Origin of the sequence: Streptomyces sp. NPDC005494 (genome assembly GCF_042872025.1) — a bacterium.
Taxonomy (GTDB): Bacteria; Actinomycetota; Actinomycetes; order Streptomycetales; family Streptomycetaceae; genus Streptomyces.
In genome coordinates this window covers 355,648-374,183 of record NZ_JBIAJR010000006.1, presented here as the reverse complement: position 1 = coordinate 374,183, position 18,536 = coordinate 355,648, and the positions used below count along the sequence as shown (strand labels likewise).

The following is an 18,536-nucleotide window of genomic DNA, read 5'->3' as shown; positions in this document are numbered from 1 at the left end:
TGCCTGCGCCGCACCCTAGTTGGGGCCTCGCCGGGCGTCATCCGGATGGCTGAGTCGTCACCCGATGGAATGGCTTTGGGCAAAGCTGCTGACGCGCCGGGGTACGGGGGTTCGGTGATACCACCGGCGTTCCGGGTGCCCTGCGCGACGGGTCGCCCGGGCCCCGCCCTCATGCCTGTCCAGCTCTCCGCCAGGGCTGTGCCGGGCGCTCCGAGGGGACATGCCTGTGCCCGGCACCTCCAAGGGGAGATGCCGGGCACAGGTCTGCGACGGGCGGAGGCCTCAGGCCTCTTCGGCGGCCTTGCGGGCGATGTCCGTACGGTGCTGGGAACCGTCGAGCCGGATCCGGCCGACCGCGGTGTAGGCGCGGTCCCGGGCCTGCGTGAGGTCCTTGCCGGTCGCCGTGACGGAGAGCACGCGCCCTCCGGCGCTGACGACGGCGTCGCCGTCCTGACGGGTGCCGGCGTGCAGGACGAACGCGTGGGGTTCATCCTTGGCCGCCACATCGGCCAGGCCCTCGATCGGGTCTCCCGTGCGGGGCGTACCCGGGTAGTTGTGCGAGGCGATGACCACGGTGACGGCCGCGTCGTCACGCCAGGTCAGCGCCGGTACGACGTCCAGCGTGCCGTCGGCGGCGCCGAGCAGCACCCCGGCCAGCGGAGTCTTCAGCCGGGCCAGGACCACCTGCGTCTCGGGGTCGCCGAAACGGGCGTTGAACTCGATGACCCGTACACCGCGCGAGGTGATCGCGAGGCCTGCGTACAGGAGACCGGAGAACGGGGTGCCCCGGCGCCGGAGCTCGTCCACGGTCGGCTGGAGGACGGTCTGCATGACCTCGTCGACCAGCTTCGGGTCGGCCCACGGCAGCGGGGAGTAGGCGCCCATGCCGCCGGTGTTCGGCCCTTCGTCGCCGTCCAGGGCTCGCTTGAAGTCCTGCGCGGGCTGCAGGGGCAGAACCGTGGTCCCGTCGGTGATCGCGAAGAGGCTCACCTCCGGGCCGTCGAGGAACTCCTCGATGACCACCCGGTCACAGGCCAGGGCGTGGGCGCGGGCGGCTTCGAGGTCGTCCGTGACGACGACCCCCTTTCCGGCCGCAAGACCGTCGTCCTTGACGACGTACGGGGCGCCGAAGGCGTCGAGGGCCTCGTCGATCTCGGCGGGCGTCGTGCAGACGTAGCTGCGGGCCGTCGGGACGTTGGCACCTGCCATGACGTCCTTGGCGAACGCCTTGGAGCCCTCGAGCTGGGCGGCCTCGCGCGAGGGCCCGAAGCAGGGGATGCCGGCCGCGCGCACGGCGTCGGCGACACCGGCGACGAGCGGCGCCTCCGGGCCGACGACCACCAGCTCGGCGCCCAGTTCGGTGGCGAGGCGCGCGACGGCGTCACCGTCGAGCGCGTCGACCGGGTGCAGTTCGGCCACCTCTGCGATTCCGGCGTTGCCGGGGGCGCAGTACAGAGAGGTGACATCGGGGTCGAGGGAGAGAGAGCGGCACAGGGCGTGTTCGCGGGCGCCGCCGCCGATGACGAGGACCTTCACGGGGTGCAGCCTAGCCGCCGGGAGCCGGGAGCCCGGACGGGCTCCGCTCCGTGGACAGCTCACGGGCCGCCGGAGGGCGCGAAGGCAGGGAGCCCTGGGGCCGCTCACGGGCTGCCCGGGGGCGGCGCGGGCAGGGAGCCCCGGGGCCGCTCACAGGCTGCCCGGGGGCGGCGCGGGCAGGGAGTCCGGGGACAGGGCCCAAGGGCGGCCGGTACCTACCGACCCGGCCCGGGGCGCGCGGTACCTACCCGTCGCTACTCGTTGGTGAACTCCTCGACGACCGTGGCGCCCAGCTCGCGGACGATCAGGTCGTGGCCGGAGAGCGCGGAGTCGACCAGGTCGGGGTCGTCCGCTTCGGCGGTGTCGTCCTCGGGCGCGACCGCCCGAGGCGGCTCCGGTGCGGCTCTGTCGTACGAGGACGAGGACTGCTCGGGCCGGGCCTGCTGCGGCGCACTCTGCTGCTGCGCCGGCGGCGGAGCCGACTGGGCGGGGGCGGGCCGGGACTCGTACGCCGGGGCCTGTGCGGCCGGAGCGGGCTGATACGGGGCGGCCGGGGGCCTGCCACCGCCGCCACCGGTCTGCGCGGGCTGTCCGCCACCACCCGAGGGGTCGACCACCGCGTCGACCCGCCAGGTGGCATTGAACTGCTCGGCGAGAGCCTGCTTCAAAACCTCTTCGCTGCCGCTGCTGGCGAAGGTGTCACGGGCTCCGGCATTGAGGAAGCCGAGCTGCAGGGTGCTGCCGTCGAAGCCGGTGACCTGGGCGTTCTGGCTGAGCAGGATCCAGGTGAAGCGGCGGCGGTTCTTCACGGCCTCCAGGATGTCCGGCCACATGTTCCGCACCTGGGCCGCGCCCTGGGCCATGTTCTGCCCGCCCGGCGCGGGGGCCGGCGCGGCGGGGGCCGGGGCCGCGGGAACGGAGGCGGAGGCGGGGGCGGGGGCGGGCGCGGGGGACTGCACCTGCGGTGCGCTGCCGGGCGCGGAAGCGGTCGGCCAGCCGCCGGGCCGCCGCGCGGGCTCCGCACCGCTGCCCGCCCCGGCCGCGGTCGGCCACGCCCCGGGGCGCTGCCCGGCCGGCGCGGGCTGCTGAGCTGCCGGGGGCGCCTCCTGAGGCGCGGCGGGCGGCGCGACGGCCTCGGCGGCCACCGGCGCAGCCGGACGTACGTCGACGGGGGCCGCCGCCGGGGGCACGTCCCCCCGGGCCGCGGCACGGGCGGCGGCGGGCCCTCCGGCGGGCAGGCCCGCCCCTGCGCCATGGGCCTGGGCCTCAGGACCGGGTACGTAACCCATGGCCGGGCCCGGCCCGGCCGCCGCGAAGGACGCGCCGCGCTCGAGCCGGTCGAGACGGGCCTGGAGCGACCGCTCGTCGTCGAAGGCGGCGGGCAGCAGCACCCGGGCACAGATCAGCTCGACCTGGAGCCGGGGAGAGGTTGCCCCGCGCATCTCGGTGAGCCCCTCGTTGACCAGGTCGGCGGCACGGCTGAGCTCCGCGGCGCCGAAGACCGAGGCCTGGGCCTGCATCCGCTCGACCAGGTCGGCGGGGGCGTCGATGAGTCCCTTCTCCCCCGCGTCCGGCACCGCAGCCAGGATCACCAGGTCACGCAGGCGCTCCAGCAGGTCGGCGACGAAGCGCCGCGGGTCGTTGCCGCCCTCGATCACCTGGTCGACGACCTCGAAGGCCGCGGCCCCGTCACCGGCCGCGAAGGCGTCCACGATGCAGTCCAGCAGGGACCCGTCCGTGTAGCCGAGGAGCGAGGTCGCCATGGCGTATGTCACACCGTCGTCGCCCGCGCCGGCGAGCAACTGGTCCATGACGGACATCGAGTCACGCACGGAACCCGCGCCGGCCCGCACCACGAGCGGCAGCACGCCGTCCTCGACGAAGCTGTTCTCCTTGCCGCAGACCTCCGCGAGGTAACCGCGCAGCGTCCCGGGCGGAACCAGCCGGAAGGGGTAGTGGTGCGTGCGCGACCGAATCGTGCCGATGACCTTCTCGGGCTCGGTGGTCGCGAAGATGAACTTGAGGTGCTCCGGCGGCTCCTCGACCACCTTCAGCAGGGCGTTGAACCCTGCCGGGGTGACCATGTGTGCCTCGTCGATGATGTAGATCTTGTACCGGCTCGACGCGGGCCCGAAGAACGCCTTCTCCCGCAGGTCACGAGCGTCGTCGACACCACCGTGCGAGGCGGCGTCGATCTCGATGACGTCGATCGAACCCGGTCCGTTGCGCGCCAGGTCACGGCACGACTGGCACTCCCCGCACGGGGTCGGTGTGGGCCCCTGCTCGCAGTTCAGGCAACGGGCGAGGATGCGCGCGCTGGTCGTCTTTCCACAGCCGCGCGGCCCGCTGAACAGGTACGCGTGGTTGACCCGGTTGTTCCGCAGGGCCTGCTGCAGCGGGTCAGTGACATGCTCCTGCCCGATGACCTCGGCGAAGGACTCGGGGCGATAGCGGCGGTACAGCGCAAGGGACGACACACATACGAGGTTATCGGGGAGGACCGACAAACCGTCCCGCCCCGGAACGCGGCACCCGGCGGGACACCTCACCCCGGACACGCAAGGGCCCCCCACGCACCCGCCAGAGCCAACCTACCCTTGCTGCCTTCCGGCCCTGGGGGAGTTCAGTCAGATAGCGCCACGTGAGGGGCTGACGCCCACCTTAGCCGATCCGGCCCCCCCGCCGTCCACCCGCTCCGGCCTAGGCCCTCCCGGAGGACGGTCCGGAACGATCTTTGGGGAACGTGTTCGCGAGCACCCTCCAACGTCTTGTATTGTTTGCGGCGGAGGATTCGCCTAGTGGCCTAGGGCGCACGCTTGGAAAGCGTGTTGGGGGCAACCCCTCACGAGTTCGAATCTCGTATCCTCCGCCATTGCTCTCACCGGGCAATACGTCGAAGGGCCCCACCGCTTGCGGTGGGGCCCTTCGACGTTGTCTCAGTCCTCGTTGTTCTGGTCTTTGGCCACAGGGCTGTCTGCAGGGCTCTCCCGTCCCGAGTCGAACCCTGCTCCGATGTTGGGCTCATCGGTTACTGCTGATGCGCATCAGCCCTTCACGGGAAGCCCTCGCGCCGCGTAGTAGGCGTGCAGCGCGGGGTACTCGTGCCGGCCCACTCCGAGAAGCAGGACGCCACCGCGACCTGTAAGAAGACCTTCGGACACCACCCCCTGATGCGCTTCGTGAATCACGGAAGCGGCGGGAGCGGTGAGCCGGTCCCCGGCCTGCTCAGACCGGGCAACGCAGGCAGCAACACCGCCGCCGACCACATCACCACGGCTGGGCTCGCCCGGGCGCAAACGCCGAAGAAGTACCGGCGCGGACGCCGGACGCTGATCCGTACCGACTGCTGCGGCGGCACCCACGAGTTCGTCGCCCGGCTCGCCCAGCTCGGACGGTGGCTGTCGCACTCGGTCGGCATGACGGACAAGCCTCCGGTCAGCGCTTCTGGCGACGCCACTGCTCTCACCGGGCAATACCAAGAAGGCCTTGGCCTGTTCCGACCGGTCAAGGCCCTCTCGGGACGGTACTGCCTGCAGGTGATCACGAGCTGGGAGGAGTCACCGCCCCTGCGTGATTCCGCAACATGATCCCGGCCACCGGTCCGCCTTCCCGGCCGCCCGCGACATCACCTAAGGCGCATACCATGATACATTTGACTCCACAGTTGATATCTCAGGAGGTGCGCGAGTGAGTCGAACGGTGATCGACCTGGACGACGAACTGCTGGCCGACGTGGCTCAGGCGCTGGGGACTGGCACCAAGAAGGAGACGGTCAACACTGCTCTGCGCGAGGTGCTGGACAACCGCCGACGGGCCCTCGCTCTCACTCGGTTGCGGGCCGCAGCGGGCGAGGGCGCGTTCGATCTGGATGCCTTCGAGGAGAAGAGGGACTACCGGCGGTGAGCGCGGCACAGTTCCTGATCGACACAAGTGCGCTCGCCCGATTCTTCCGCGACGACGCCGAACAGTACGGATGGGATCAGGCCGCCACAGCAGGGCTCATCGCGACCTGCCCCGTTACCGAGCTGGAGTTCTTCTACAGCGCCCGCTCCGCCGCCGACCGTGCGCGCGGCATCGAGGACATGCGGCTGCTGTTCGGCTGGGTGCCCGTCGATGACCGCGCGTACGACCGCGCCTGGCGGGTTCAGGAGCTGCTGACCGAACGCGGTCAGCACCGCAGTGCAGGAGCTGTTGACCTCGTCGTCGCCGCCACAGCGGAACTCCAGGGGCTGACCCTCCTGCACCGCGACCACGACTTCGAATGTATCGCCGCAATCACCGGTCAGGCCATGCAGTGGTACGGCCCGGTGTCCGGTAAATGAACGAGCGCCTGGTCTCAGTTCCGGTCGCATTCGCAGGCGTTCACCACAGTTCATCGAGCCTGTAGCCGCCGGCTCCGCCACAGGTCCAGACGCCCGCGACTGTTGCCGAACGGCCGAGCGAAGACTTGGAAAGCGTGTTGGGGGCAACCCCTCACGAGTTCGAATCTCGTATCCTCCGCCATTGCTCTCACCGGGCAATACGTCGCAGGGCCCCGCAGCTTGCTGCGGGGCCCTGCGACGTTGCTGGTTGCAGAAGCCCAGCGGATCGACTCTGGCCACGTGGTTGAGTGATCTGGAGGTCGACCGGGCTTGAGCGGGTCCTGGCAGCTCGCCCGGATGCCGTGTCCCCGCCGGAACCACGGTCGTTCGGCGAACTCGCGGACCGCCTTCAGCGCCCGGCGTCGGTGGCCCCGGTGCTGCCCGGACTCGCGCTGCCACACCTGCAGGTAGCCGAGGCACTGGCCGCACTGGGACCCGTTCCATGTGCCGCCCTGGCCGATCTGCTGGAGGCGACCGGAACGGAGAGCACTCGCGGGCTGGACTCGGCCTTGGAGGCGCCGGCCGACCGCGCACTCGTCCGGCCGGACGGAGAAGGGCTGCTGCGCATGGCGGCGCCGTTGCGGCAGGCGTGGGGCTCGCCACTGGGGCCGGACGCTCGGCTCACCCGGCTACTGGCGAACACGACCTCCGAGGAACTGCACCGCATGCTGGTGGCCCTGGGCATCCCGGCGCCCGGCACCGCAAGAAGCATCGGCTGACCGCCCTGCTGGAACACCACAGCAATCCGGAGCGGATGACCGCGGTGATCACTTCGGCATCTGTGTCACCCGGAAGTTGCTTGCGCGGCAAGCGTCTCACCAGGGTGAACAGGCTCGATCACCGGCGCGTTTGATCACGTTCAGGGCCCCCTCGGCCGACTCCGAGCGGGGTGCGCGCTGGGCACTGGAGCGGGGACTGCTGGTCCAGGACCCTTGTACGTCTGGTGCCACCTGAGCGACGACGAACGGGTCTTCACCCTGTGCCCGGCGGCGCGGGGCCCGCTCGCGCTCGGCAGGTGCGGGCGCTGTTGACCCCGCGTGGTCAGCATCGCAGCGCCGGAGCCGTCGACCTCGTCGAGCGCCTCGCCCGCATCATCGGTAGAGCCATGTGGCGGCGTGCGACGCAGGCCCGGTGCCTGGAGGGCCACACCGCTCGCGGTGTGGCCCTCCAGGCACCGGCCGTGTCAGGGCGAGGGGTCACGCCTGGCGGGTGCGTCCCAGGCGGAGTGCGGAGACGAGGAAGAAGACCCCACCGAGGAAGGCGTAGCCCGCCAGGTTGGTCAGGGAGGCGCCGTCCTTGCCGGCCTGGGCGAAGAACGAGGCTCCGGCGAGGGTGGAGATGGCGCCGCTCGCGATCATCGCCCACTGGCCGCCGAGTTGGCGCCGGGCGGCGCCGACGACGAGCTGGACGATGCCGGCGGTGACGGCCCACGCACCCCATACCCGCAAGACCGCCGGGACGCCGGAGGTGGCCGCGACGGCCAGGCCGACGGTGGTGAGGGCGCTGAGCGCGATGTTCACGTACAGGCCGCGCGCCGGGCTGCCGTTCCTGCGGGCGGCCCTGATGTCCACGACCGCGCACGCCATGTCGAACAGCGGGTAGATCACCAGCAGCGTGGCGGTGAGCGCACCCAGCGGCTCGGCGGTCGCGAACAGCAGCGCGGCCCAGACTGCGGCGAAGGCGAAGCGCAGGAAGTACAGCTTGCGCAGGGGTGCGGTCGCGTCGGCAGGAGTGGTTCGGACGAGGGTGTCCACGGCAGTGCCTTTCGGTTCAGGTGTGGTGGTGCCGGTCGGATCGTTCATCGGTGGCCCAGCCCGCTTCCCGATCGAGCGCGTCACCGCGCCGGGCAGCCGATCGTCACAGCGCGGGAGAGGTCTGCATGCCTCGCGCTCGGCGATACAGGCATTGCGAGGGAGAACGTTCGGTCTCGTTGCTATTCAAGGGGCGGGTTCTCCAGCTGTCAAGACCGACCGTTCTCCCTCACCCTTGGAGTACTCTGGGCCGCATGGGTCAGGGCACGGGAAGCAGCAGTACGTCCGCGGCACGAGCGCGGCTGCTCGGCAAGGCGACCGAACTCTTCTACGCGGAGGGGATCCACTCCGTCGGCATCGACCGGATCATCGCGGAGGCCCAGGTCACCCGGGCCACGCTGTACCGCCACTTCGCGGGCAAGGAGGATCTCGTCCTCGCCTACCTCGACCAGGCCGACCGGGGCATCCGGGCAGGGATCGAGGCGGCTACAGCGGGTGGGCAGCCGGCTCCGGGGGGCTCACCGGTGGACGGGCCCGGCTCACCGGCAGGCGGGCAGCCGGCAGTCGGCTCACCGGCAGGCGGGCAGTCGGCGGCCGATACGGTCCGGGCGATCGCCCGATTCATCACCGAAGGCATTCAGAGCCCCGGGTTCCGCGGCTGCGCCTTCCTCAACGCGGTGGCCGAATACCCTGACCCCGCCCACCCCATCCACCAGGCCGTCCTGACCCATCGCCAGTGGTTCCTGGAGACCGTCACCGGGCTGCTGGCCCAGGTCGGCGACGAGCCCGCCGATGCGGCCGGGCGGCATCTCGTCATGCTCCGCGACGGCGCGATGGCCGCCGGCTGCCTCTTCGACCCGGAACTGATCTCCGACACCTTCCACCACGGCGTCGACGGAATCCTGCGGGCGCGCGGCGCCTGAGCAGTCCACCCGTTCCATCGGGACCCCGCCTCCGTCTCGGTTCGTGCACGCCGGAAGGCGACACGCGAAAGCGCCCACCGCGTGCGGTGGGCGCCTCCGGAATGCGCGGCACGGTCCGCCCGGGGGCGCGACGCGGCAGCGGGTTCAGGCCGCGAGAGTGACCTGCGCGCCCGGCTCGGCGCCCGGGTAGGCATCGACGACCAGGTTGAGCTGGCGCTGCATGTACCAGACGTTCAGGCCGAAGACGAACATCAGCCACATGCTCGCGGCGGGGCTGCACGTCACCGGCAGGCCGGCCGCGCGCTGGGCGTTCGCTATCGCCTTGCCGGTGTTCTTGAAGGAGATCAGCGGCGCGATCACGGTCCAGCCCAGGAAGAGCAGGACCATCAGGCTGCCACCCGGGTTCAGGGGCCGCCGGCGGTCGAACTCGTGCAGCTCCTTGTGGATCTTGAAGTACCAGACCAGCTGGTAGATCCCGAGGGTGATGAGGGTCAGGCCGAGCCACACGGCGACGGGACCGCGGCGCTTCATGGCCACCCCTGACAACTGGACGGCGCCGGCGTCACCGGTCGCGACTACGCCTCCAGCCGCAGCGGAAGCGCCTTGGCTGGTAGCGGTGTTGGGCTGAGTTTCGGCCATGTGCCCTGCTCCATCTGCTGGTTCTGGTTTCAGCCGGAGCAGCATGACATCAAGTGAAGGTTCTGTGCGCTTAGTTGGGCTTTATCTCGGATACCGTCACTCTGTTGTGATCAAAACGCCCTCCGCCACCCCCCGCATCTCGGTCATCTGCGGTGGCGTCCGGGGCGCCGGCCGCAGTCCGGCCCCGCGTGCCGTGCGCCCGGACCACGGCAGACACCCTGAGTCGGACGCGTCACATGCCGTGCCCATTACAACCATCGGCGCGCCCCGCGAGTCTCGTCCCGTGGTCGAGGAGGGCATGTGCCCGACTCGGGCTCCGGAGAAGTCCTCCCCCATCGCAAAGGAACGCTCACCGATGCTCCCACGGCACCTCCTGCGCACCGCGGCCGTCTCGCTGGCCCTCGCGTCCACCCTGCTCACCGCCGGTGGCGCCGGCGCCGCCGAGGTCTCCGGCTGGGAGGTCTCCCTCTCCGGCACCAGCCCCGCCGGGTCCCTGCTCTCCGTCTCCTCCGTGGACGAGGACCTCGCCTGGGCGGTCGGCAGCAAGGACGGCCGCGGCGCCGTCATGCGCTGGGACGGGACGAGGTGGAGCAAGGACACCGCTCCGGGACTGCCCGAGGTCTGGCAGTGGTCGGCGGTCAGCGCGGCAGCCGCCGACGACGTCTGGGCCTACGGGACGGTGGGCAGGGACCAGGTGCTCGTGCACTACGACGGCACGCGCTGGAACACCGTCACGGCGGCCGGCGCCGCCGATCAGAACTGGCCCGAGGTGCCGATCGACGCCGTACCCGGACGCCTCTTCAAGGGAGGCAACGCCCTCTACACCTACTCCGACGGCGTCTGGAACACGTTCGCGCTCCCCGCCCTCGTCGACATCCGGGACATCGACGCACTGTCGGCTGACGACGCGTACGCCACCGGGATGAAGTACCCGGTGAACGGCGGGCACCCGGTGACGTACCACTGGGACGGCACCACCTGGACGCTCATGGAGACGCCTCCCGTGCGCACCGGCACGGACACCGCCAAGATCGCCGCCGCGTCCGCGGACAGCGTCTACGTCGCCGGGTGGGCCACCGACCCCGAGATCACCGAGCCCGTGCCGGGCGTCGCCCACTGGAACGGCTCCGCCTGGGAGGACATCACCGGCGAGCTCTCCGCCCTCTACGTCCACGCCATCGCGTCCGACGGCCACGGCGGTCTGTGGGTCACCGGCAACGACCAGACCGAACCCGCCGACGCGAGCCCGGTGTTCTGGCACTTCGACGGCACCAGCTGGACCAAGGAATCCGGAGCGACGGCGCCCGACGGCGACACCCGGTGGCCCTCGTACACCTTCTACGACCTGGCGCCGACCGGGGGCTCCGACGGGTTCTGGGCCGTCGGCCACTACTCCACGCCCCTGAACTCCCAGGGTGACCAGTCGGTCAACGGCCTCGTCGAACGGACCACGACGTCCCCCTCCACCGCGCCCAGCGCCGGCTGAGGAGTTCCCCGGCAGCCGTCCCGCCCCGTCGGGGGCGCGCACCGTTCGCGATGGGCGCCCCCGACGTCAGCGGTTCACGGGCGGACCGGGGTGCGGACGGCTCAGCGCACTTCCTGGATGCGGATCAGGTTGCCCGCGGGGTCGCGGAAGGCGCAGTCGCGGGTCCCGTAGGGCTGCTGGGTCGGCTCCTGGACGACCTCGGCGTCGCCCGTCTGCAGCCGCTCGAAGGTGGCGTCGAGGTCCTTGGTGGCCAGGAGGATCCAGCCGTACGTTCCCTTGGCCATCATCTCCAGGACGGTGCGCCGCTCCTCCTCGGTGATGCCCGGGTCGGCGGCCGGCGGGGCCAGCAGGATGGAGGTGCCGGGCTGGTCGGCGGGGCCGACCGTGATCCAGCGCATCGCGCCGGAACCGACGTCCTTGCGGACCTCGAAACCGAGGGTGTCGCGGTAGAAGGCCAGCGAGGCGTCCGGGTCGTCGTGCGGGAGGACGCTGGTGTGAATGGTGATGTCCATGCCCGTCACGCTAGCGGCGGCTCGGGGGTACGGGCTTCTCGATTCCTGACGGGTCTCGTCACCTGTTTCGCCACGCACGGCGGCACCCCCTCCGCCCCGCTCTCCACCTGGCGCCGGTAGGCACTGGGCGGCATACCGACCAGTTCGGTGAAGCGTGTGCTGAAGGTGCCCAGCGAGGAGCAGCCGACCTCGAAGCAGATGTCGGTGACGCTGAGGTCCCCCCGGCGCAGCAGCGCCATCGCCCGCTCGATGCGCCGCGTCATCAGATAGCTGTACGGGGACTCCCCGTAGGCGAGCCGGAACTGGCGGCTGAGGTGGCCCGCCGACATGTTCGCGCCCCGGGCCAGCGCCTCGACGTCCAGCGGCTGCGCGTACTCCCGGTCGATCCGGTCACGCACGCGCCGCAGCCGGGCGAGGTCACGCAGCTGCGGGGTCCCGGCGGGTCTGCTCGTCACCCGCGTGATCGTGCCATGCCCCGCCGGGTGGCGCAGCCGGATTCAGGACTGCTCCTTCTCCCAGACGAAGCCGTCCGGGTCGGTGAAGGGCCCGGTGTCCGTGCCGATCACGAGCCGGTGCGATCCGCTGCCGTCGGGAGAGACCCCGGCGTCCTTGGCGAGTGCGGGACGGCCGTACAGGCCGAGCTTGACGGGACCCGACGCCATGTCGAAGTCCACGTACTTGCGGCCGTAGCTCTTCCCGACGGTGAGCCCCTGCTCGACGTAGAAATGCTTGCTGACGACCACGTCGTCGACGCCCAGCAGAAGCACGAACTGGTCGATCTCGCGGGTGGCCGGGCTCTTGTCCCTCTTCGCCGAGGTGGCGATCTTCCAGAGGGCCCCGTCCGGGGCGCGTACGACGCCGCCGTAGCCCCAGAAGGACTTGGTGGCGGGCTTCACCGGCGAGGCACCGGCGTCGAGGGCGGCCTCGATGAAGCCGTCGACGGTGGCGGGGCCGGAGACCGTGAGCGAGAGCGTGAAGCCGCGGAAGCCGCTCGTCGGCGCCTCCGAGGCCCGGAAGCGCAGCTCGGGGCCCAGCCCGAAGGCGGCGGAGTAGAAGCGTTCGGCAGCGGTGGGGTCGGCCACCTCGAGGGTGACGGATGCGATGGAAGCCATGTGACGAAGTTATGCGCGGCAGCCAGGGTGCGCTTCTCGATTCCTGACCGGTCCGGCCGGCCCCCTGCCGCACACGGCGGCGGGGGCCTGCACCCGCCCGCACACGACGCCGGTGGGCCCGGCACCTGGAGGTGCCGGGCCCACCGGAGGTCGGCGTGCGGGGCGGGGTGCCTGGCCGGTACCCCGCCTCACGCGTCAGGCGTGCGAGCCGGCCTTGCGGCGGCGTACGACGAACACGGCGCCCGCGCCGATCGCCACGGCGGCGCCGGCAGCGAGGGCGGCCTGCGACATCGCGGAGGACGTACCGGTCGCGGCGAGGCTGCCCGTCGGGGCGGCGGACGTGCCGGTCTGCGGGGTGAGGTTCGAGTTGTTCGGCTCGGTCTTGCCGGGCTTGGCGTCGTCGACCTTGCCGGGGTCGGTACCGGCGGCGGCGATCAGGAACTCGTAGCCCTCGAGGTCGGGCGTCCCGCCGCAGGTGCCGTTGTCGTTCCAGTAGTCACCGGCGACGAAGGTGACGCCGTTGCCCGCGGGAGCGGAGGCGTCGATCGTGAGGCGCATCTTGACGTCGGCGTGGGCACCGGCCTTCAGCGGGCTGATGGCGTCCATGTAGTGCTCGTTGTCGACGGTCTTCCACTTCGAGCCGTTGGACCACTGCAGACGCACCAGCTCGTCGAGGTCCTTGAGGCCGCTCTTGTCGGTCGCGTGGACGTAGGCGAACGGGAACACCTCGTCCATCGTCTTGTCGGTGCCGTTGGTCACCCGGAGCTTGAAGTCGACCTTCTTGCCGGCGACGACCACGGACGGCAGACCCGTCACGACGGTGGTGAGCTTGGCCTCGGGGACGCAGTCGCCCTCCTCCTCGCCTTCCTCGCCCTCCTCGGCCGCCTCCTCCTTCGCCTTGGCCAGCGCCTCGTCGGCGGCGGTCTTGGCGGCGAGGGCGTCCTCGGTGGCCTTCTGGGCCTGGCCGAGCTTCCGGACAGCGGCGACCCGCTCGTCGTCCCGCGCGTCGTTGGCTTCCACGAGCGCGGCGTCGGCTGCGGTCTTGGCCTCGTCGGCGGCCACGGCGGCGGTCTCCGCCTCGGTGACCTTCGTCGTCGCGGCGGCCTTCTCCTCGTCGGTGGCCGTGCCCGGGAGGGCTGCCAGCTCCGCCTTGGCGTCGACGACGGCCTGGTCGGCGGCGGTCTTCGCGGTGGCGGCATCCGCGGCGGCCGTGGCGGCGGCCTTGGCGGCGACGGCCAGAGGGGCGGTGTCCGACAGGATCGCCTCGAGCTCCGCCTCGGCGGCGGCCTCGGCCGCCACAGCGGCGTCGTACGCGGTCTGCGCCGCGGCAGCCGCCTTCTCCAGCTCCGCGATCGACGGCTTCTCCTGCGTCTGCGCCGCCGGCTTGGCGTCGGCGAACGCGGGGGCCGCGGAGAGCAGGAGGACGGGCGTGGTCACCGCTGCGGCTACAGCAGTGGCGAGAATCCGGCGAATCTTCACAAGTGCCCTTCAGGGTCCGAAAGATGAGAAGAAGGGGTCGCAGCGGAATGGGACACGCAGATGCGACTCGGAGGTGATCGTATGGCCGGGGCAACGATCTGCCGTCACGGATTTTTCACCTCTCCCGCCCAGTACCACAACATCGGGAGAGACAGAGCAGACGAATGGGTGCAGTTGCCTACGCGCTCTGTGATTTCCCTGTGAGGAATGCCACAGCACATCGAGCCCGTGATCGACGGTGTGCGCAGGAATGACGGGCGAGGCGGTGTTCGTGCTGGCCACGGGCTCAGCCGTGCGGCCGGGCCCGTCAGAGGACGAACGACAGGCCCCGGCTCACCCGGGCCGCCGAGGAGAGCAGCGACTCGCGGAGCTGCGTGATCCGGTACATCCGGTCGGCCCGGAAGGAGACACCGAGCGAGCCGAGCTTGTCGCCGTCGTACACGGGCACGGCGATGCAGACCGTGCCGAGGGCGTACTCCTCGCGGTCCATGACGGACGGCGTCGACAGCGTCTCCAGCTGCCGGACCAGCTCCTCACGGCGGGTGATCGTGCGTGGCGTGAGGTCACCGAGAAGGTGCCGGGAGAGGTATTCGCCGCGCGCTCCCTCGTCCAGCTCGCGCAGGACGCATTTCCCGAGGGCGGTGGCGTGACCGGCGTCCTCGAAGCCCACCCAGAGGTCGACACGGGGCGCCTTGGGCCCGTCGACGATCTCGGCGACCCGGATCTCACCGTCCTCGTAGAAGGTCAGATACGCGGCGGCCGACATCTCGTCCCGCAGCGCGGCGAGGGCGGGCCGGACACCGGCGAGCGCCCCCTCCCTCCGGCTCACGGTCCGCAGCCGGTCGAGCATGCCTCCGACGACGTACCCGCCGTCCTCCAGCCTGGTCAGATACCCGTCGTCGGCGAGCGCGCGCAGGAGGCGGTTCGCGGAGTCCGGTTCGAGTCCCGCCTCCCGCGCCAGGCGCCCTGCGGGGGCGCCGCCCGTGTGGGCCCCCGCGGCCTCCATCAGGCGGGACGCTCGCCGCACGGACGTGCGGAGCGGAGGGCTCGGCTGGTCACCCATTCCACCAGAGTGGACCGGGCGCGGGGAGGCGGCAACGCAGGGCCGCGCCCCACCGCGTGCCTCTCACTCCCCGCTCAGTCCTCGCCCTCCAGCTCGCCTTCCGTCTCCAGGAACACCTGGCGCAGCGCTTCGAGCACCGCCGGGTCGGGCTTCGCCCACATACCGCGCGACTCGGCCTCCAGGAGGCGCTCGGCGATGCCGTGGAGGGCCCAGGGGTTGGCCTGCTGGAGGAACTCGCGGTTCGCCGGGTCCAGGACGTACGTCTCGGTGAGCTTGTCGTACATCCAGTCCGCGACCACGCCGGTCGTCGCGTCGTAGCCGAAGAGGTAGTCGACGGTAGCGGCGAGCTCGAAGGCGCCCTTGTAGCCGTGGCGGCGCATCGCCTCGATCCACTTCGGGTTGACCACCCGGGCGCGGAAGACCCTGGACGTCTCCTCGACCAGCGTCCGCGTACGGACCGTCTCGGGGCGGGTCGAGTCCCCGATGTACGCCTCGGGGGCGGTCCCCTTCAGCGCGCGCACGGTCGCGACCATGCCGCCGTGGTACTGGAAGTAGTCGTCCGAGTCCGCGATGTCGTGTTCACGGGTGTCGGTGTTCTTCGCCGCCACCGCGATCCGCTTGTACGCGGTCTCCATCTCGTCGCGGGCCGGGCGCCCGTCCAGCTCACGGCCGTAGGCGTAGCCGCCCCACACCGTGTACACCTCGGCGAGGTCGGCGTCCGTGCGCCAGTCGCGGGAGTCGATGAGCTGGAGCAGCCCCGCGCCGTACGTCCCCGGCCGGGAGCCGAAGATGCGGGTGGTCGCCCGCCGCTCGTCGCCGTGTTCGGCCAGGTCGGCCTGGGTGTGGGCGCGTACGAAGTTCCGCTCTGCGGGCTCGTCGAGCGAGGCGGCGAGGCGGACGGCGTCGTCGAGCAGCCCGATCGTGTGCGGGAAGGCGTCGCGGAAGAATCCGGAGATGCGCAGGGTGACGTCGATGCGCGGCCGGCCCAGTTCCTCGTACGGGATCGCCTCCAGACCCGTGACCCTGCGCGAGGCGTCGTCCCAGACGGGGCGTACGCCGAGCAGGGCGAACGCCTCGGCGATGTCGTCGCCCGCGGTGCGCATCGCGCTGGTGCCCCACAGGGACAGGCCGACGGAGGTGGGCCAGTCACCGTTGTCGGCGCGGTAGCGCTCCAGGAGCGAGTCGGCGAGGGCCTGGCCGGTCTCCCACGCCAGGCGGGACGGGACCGCCTTCGGGTCGACCGAGTAGAAGTTGCGGCCTGTCGGCAGCACGTTGACCAGGCCGCGGAGCGGGGATCCGGACGGGCCGGCGGGGACGAAGCCGCCGTTCAGCGCGTGGACCGCGTGGTCCAGCTCGTCGGTCGTCGCGGCGAGACGCGGCACGACCTCGGTGGCGGCGAAGGTGAGGATGTCGGCGACGGCCTGCGGGAGCCCCTGGGCCACACCGGTGACGGCTTCCGGATCCCAGTCCGCGTCCTCCATCGCCTGGACGAGGGCGCGGGCCTTCTCCTCGGTCTCGTCGGCCGCGGTACGGGTCGCCGCGGACTCGTCGAGGCCGAGTGCCTCGCGCAGGCCGGGCAGCGAGGCCGTGCCGCCCCAGATCTGGCGGGCGCGCAGGACGGCGAGGACCAGGTTGACGCGGTCCTTCCCGGCGGGGGCGCCGCCCAGGACGTGCAGGCCGTCCCGGATCTGGACGTCCTTGATCTCACAGAGCCAGCCGTCGAGATGCATGATGAACTCGTCGAAGCCCTCGTCCTCCGGCCTGTCCTCGAGGCCGAGGTCGTGGTCGAGCTTCGCGGCCTGGATCAGCGTCCAGATCTGGGCGCGGACCGCGGGGAGCTTCGCCGGGTCCATCGCGGCGATCTGGGCGTGCTCGTCCAGGAGTTGTTCCAGGCGGGCGATGTCGCCGTAGCTGTCCGCGCGTGCCATGGGCGGCACCAGGTGGTCCACGAGCGTGGCGTGCACGCGGCGCTTGGCCTGGGTGCCCTCACCGGGGTCGTTGACCAGGAACGGATAGACGAGGGGGAGGTCGCCCAGCGCGGCGTCGGGGCCGCAGGCGGCGGAGAGGCCGGCGTTCTTGCCGGGCAGCCACTCCAGGTTGCCGTGCTTGCCGAGGTGGATCATCGCGTCCGCGCCGAAGCCGTTGTCGTCGGCGGACGCGGCGATCCAGCGGTACGCGGCCAGGTAGTGGTGCGAGGGCGGCAGATCGGGGTCGTGGTAGATCGCGATCGGGTTCTCGCCGAAGCCGCGCGGCGGCTGGATGAGGATCAGCAGGTTGCCCCGGCGCAGTGCCGCGAGCACGATGTCGCCCTCGGGGTTGCGGGACCTGTCGACGAACATCTCGCCGGGTGCCGGGCCCCAGTGCTCCTCGACGGACTCGCGGAGCTCGGCGGGCAGCGTGGCGAACCAGCGGCGGTAGTCGGCGGCGGGGATGCGGACCGGGTTGCGGGCCAACTGCTCCTCGGTGAGCCACTCCTGGTCGTGGCCACCGGCGTCGATGAGCGCGTAGATCAGCTCGTCGCCGTCACCGGAGACCAGGCCCGGAATCTCTTCCTCCGGCCCGAAGTCGTAACCCTCGGCGCGCAGCCTGCGGAGCAGGGCGACGGCGCTGGCGGGGGTGTCGAGGCCTACCGCGTTGCCGATGCGCGAGTGCTTGGTCGGGTAGGCGGACAGGACGAGCGCGATCCGCTTCTCGGCGGCGGGAATGTGGCGGAGACGCGCGTGCCGTACGGCGATCCCGGCGACCCGGGAGGCGCGCTCGGGGTCGGCCACGTACGCGGGCAGGCCGTCCTCGTCGATCTCCTTGAAGGAGAACGGCACGGTGATCAGGCGGCCGTCGAATTCGGGTACGGCGATCTGGGTGGCCGCGTCGAGCGGGGAGACGCCCTCGTCGTTCTCCTCCCAGGCGGCACGCGGGCTGGTGAGGCAGAGCGCCTGGAGGACGGGGACGTCCAGCCCGGTCAGGGCACCCGCGTCCCAGGACTCGTCGTCCCCGCCGGCCGACGCGGTGGCGGGCTTGGTGCCGCCGGCCGCGAGGACGGTCGTCACGACGGCGTCGGCGGCCCGCAGTTCCTCGACGAGTTCGGGTTCGGGGGTGCGCAGCGAGGCGACGTACAGCGGGAGGGGGCGGGCGCCCGCGTCCTCCACGGCGGTGCAGAGCGCCTCGACGAACGCGGTGTTCCCGCTCATGTGGTGGGCCCGGTAGTAGAGCACCGCCACGGTCGGGCCGTCGACCTCCCGGGCGGTCCGCTCCAGCGGTCCCCACGCGGGGGCCGGGGCGGGCGGCTCGAACCCGTGGCCGGTGAGCAGCACGGTGTCGGAGAGGAAGCGGGCCAGCTGCTCCAGGTTCGCGGGGCCACCGTGCGCGAGGTAGGCGTGGGCCTCGGCCGCGATGCCGATCGGCACGGTGGAGGCCGCCATCAGCTGGGCGTCGGGGGCCTGTTCACCGGTGAGGACGACGACGGGCCGGCCGGTCGCCAGCACCTGGTCGAGCCCTTCCTGCCAGGCGCGGACGCCACCGAGGAGACGTACGACGACGAGGTCCGTGCCGTCCAGGAGCTGCGGCAGGTCCTCGACGGAGAGCCGGGACGGGTTCGCGTAGCGGAAGCCGACCGGACCACCGGAGGCACGGGCGCTCAGCAGGTCTGTGTCGGACGTCGACAGGAGCAGGATCAT

General features: G+C 71.6%; 15 protein-coding genes, 1 tRNA gene, 1 other RNA gene and 1 pseudogene. 7 read left to right on the top strand and 11 right to left on the bottom strand.

The genetic code is table 11. The annotated features are described in order from the left end of the window. Positions 1–282: 282 nt before the first annotated feature. The 3 genes from purD to ffs form a co-directional block, all read right to left on the bottom strand. Positions 283–1,536 (bottom strand): phosphoribosylamine--glycine ligase, encoded by a 1,254-nt coding sequence (gene purD, locus ACFYQ6_RS20335; RefSeq protein WP_361579347.1) that lies wholly within the window; start codon positions 1,534–1,536, stop codon positions 283–285. Positions 1,537–1,790: 254 nt separating this feature from the next. Continuing rightward, positions 1,791–4,013, bottom strand: a complete 2,223-nt coding sequence (locus ACFYQ6_RS20330) for a DNA polymerase III subunit gamma and tau (RefSeq protein ID WP_361579349.1) — start codon at positions 4,011–4,013, stop codon at positions 1,791–1,793. Positions 4,014–4,093: 80 nt separating this feature from the next. Beyond that, an RNA gene (gene ffs, locus ACFYQ6_RS20325) (signal recognition particle sRNA small type) lies at positions 4,094–4,190 on the bottom strand. Positions 4,191–4,320: 130 nt separating this feature from the next. Between ffs and ACFYQ6_RS20320 the strand changes: the two genes are divergently transcribed. The 5 genes and pseudogenes from ACFYQ6_RS20320 (at position 4,321) to ACFYQ6_RS20300 (ending at position 6,616) form a co-directional block, all read left to right on the top strand. Next, positions 4,321–4,408, top strand: a tRNA-Ser gene (locus ACFYQ6_RS20320). A gap of 226 nt (positions 4,409–4,634) precedes the next feature. Then, positions 4,635–5,021 (top strand): annotated as a pseudogene (locus ACFYQ6_RS20315) (transposase); the annotation flags it as partial. A gap of 202 nt (positions 5,022–5,223) precedes the next feature. After that, positions 5,224–5,439, top strand: coding sequence for a type II toxin-antitoxin system VapB family antitoxin (locus ACFYQ6_RS20310; protein ID WP_361579351.1), 216 nt, complete (start codon positions 5,224–5,226; stop codon positions 5,437–5,439). Beyond that, entirely contained in the window at positions 5,436–5,858 is a 423-nt protein-coding gene (locus ACFYQ6_RS20305) for a PIN domain nuclease (protein ID WP_361579353.1), read from the top strand. Before ACFYQ6_RS20310 ends, ACFYQ6_RS20305 begins: the two co-directional genes overlap by 4 nt. 341 nt (positions 5,859–6,199) lie before the next feature. Then, on the top strand, positions 6,200–6,616 hold the full coding sequence (locus ACFYQ6_RS20300; protein ID WP_388764111.1) for a hypothetical protein: 417 nt from the start codon (positions 6,200–6,202) through the stop codon (positions 6,614–6,616). A gap of 477 nt (positions 6,617–7,093) precedes the next feature. Here ACFYQ6_RS20300 and ACFYQ6_RS20295 read toward each other — a convergent pair whose 3' ends face one another. Then, a complete protein-coding gene (locus tag ACFYQ6_RS20295) occupies positions 7,094–7,651 on the bottom strand; it encodes a hypothetical protein (protein ID WP_388764109.1) in 558 nt (185 codons plus the stop codon). A gap of 251 nt (positions 7,652–7,902) precedes the next feature. On the opposite strand from ACFYQ6_RS20295, the gene ACFYQ6_RS20290 reads away from it, so the two are divergent. Beyond that, positions 7,903–8,571 carry a TetR/AcrR family transcriptional regulator gene (locus ACFYQ6_RS20290; protein ID WP_388764107.1) on the top strand — a complete coding sequence of 223 codons (669 nt, stop codon included), beginning with the start codon at positions 7,903–7,905 and terminating at the stop codon, positions 8,569–8,571. 144 nt (positions 8,572–8,715) lie between these two features. Here ACFYQ6_RS20290 and ACFYQ6_RS20285 read toward each other — a convergent pair whose 3' ends face one another. After that, positions 8,716–9,210: a DUF4234 domain-containing protein gene (locus ACFYQ6_RS20285; RefSeq protein ID WP_388764105.1), complete on the bottom strand. Its 495-nt coding sequence runs from the start codon at positions 9,208–9,210 to the stop codon at positions 8,716–8,718. Between the two features lie 355 nt (positions 9,211–9,565). On the opposite strand from ACFYQ6_RS20285, the gene ACFYQ6_RS20280 reads away from it, so the two are divergent. After that, positions 9,566–10,696, top strand: coding sequence for a hypothetical protein (locus ACFYQ6_RS20280; protein WP_388764103.1), 1,131 nt, complete (start codon positions 9,566–9,568; stop codon positions 10,694–10,696). 101 nt (positions 10,697–10,797) lie between these two features. Here the strand turns inward: ACFYQ6_RS20280 and ACFYQ6_RS20275 are convergent, their stop codons facing one another. From ACFYQ6_RS20275 to cobN, 6 genes are all read right to left on the bottom strand, one after another. Then, entirely contained in the window at positions 10,798–11,208 is a 411-nt protein-coding gene (locus tag ACFYQ6_RS20275) for a VOC family protein (RefSeq protein ID WP_356741749.1), read from the bottom strand. A 5-nt stretch (positions 11,209–11,213) separates the two neighbouring features. Beyond that, positions 11,214–11,663, bottom strand: coding sequence for a helix-turn-helix transcriptional regulator (locus ACFYQ6_RS20270; RefSeq protein ID WP_361579359.1), 450 nt, complete (start codon positions 11,661–11,663; stop codon positions 11,214–11,216). 42 nt (positions 11,664–11,705) lie between these two features. Further along, positions 11,706–12,320 carry a glyoxalase gene (locus ACFYQ6_RS20265; protein ID WP_361579361.1) on the bottom strand — a complete coding sequence of 205 codons (615 nt, stop codon included), beginning with the start codon at positions 12,318–12,320 and terminating at the stop codon, positions 11,706–11,708. Between the two features lie 195 nt (positions 12,321–12,515). Then, entirely contained in the window at positions 12,516–13,799 is a 1,284-nt protein-coding gene (locus ACFYQ6_RS20260) for a peptidase (RefSeq protein ID WP_388764100.1), read from the bottom strand. A gap of 307 nt (positions 13,800–14,106) precedes the next feature. Then, complete coding sequence (locus ACFYQ6_RS20255; RefSeq protein ID WP_361579365.1) at positions 14,107–14,862, bottom strand: IclR family transcriptional regulator C-terminal domain-containing protein; 756 nt, start codon at positions 14,860–14,862, stop codon at positions 14,107–14,109. A gap of 74 nt (positions 14,863–14,936) precedes the next feature. Further along, positions 14,937–18,536: a cobaltochelatase subunit CobN gene (gene cobN, locus ACFYQ6_RS20250; RefSeq protein WP_361579366.1), complete on the bottom strand. Its 3,600-nt coding sequence runs from the start codon at positions 18,534–18,536 to the stop codon at positions 14,937–14,939.

Bases quoted from the DNA above. Each gene is read 5' to 3' on its own strand.
- ACFYQ6_RS20290 (WP_388764107.1), top strand. From the start codon at position 7,903: ATGGGTCAGGGCACGGGAAGCAGCAGTACGTCCGCGGCACGAGCGCGG.
- ACFYQ6_RS20285 (WP_388764105.1), bottom strand. From the start codon at position 9,210: ATGGCCGAAACTCAGCCCAACACCGCTACCAGCCAAGGCGCTTCCGCT.
- ACFYQ6_RS20280 (WP_388764103.1), top strand. From the start codon at position 9,566: ATGCTCCCACGGCACCTCCTGCGCACCGCGGCCGTCTCGCTGGCCCTC.
- ACFYQ6_RS20275 (WP_356741749.1), bottom strand. From the start codon at position 11,208: ATGGACATCACCATTCACACCAGCGTCCTCCCGCACGACGACCCGGAC.
- ACFYQ6_RS20265 (WP_361579361.1), bottom strand. From the start codon at position 12,320: ATGGCTTCCATCGCATCCGTCACCCTCGAGGTGGCCGACCCCACCGCT.
- ACFYQ6_RS20255 (WP_361579365.1), bottom strand. From the start codon at position 14,862: ATGGGTGACCAGCCGAGCCCTCCGCTCCGCACGTCCGTGCGGCGAGCG.
- cobN (WP_361579366.1), bottom strand. From the start codon at position 18,536: ATGATCCTGCTCCTGTCGACGTCCGACACAGACCTGCTGAGCGCCCGT.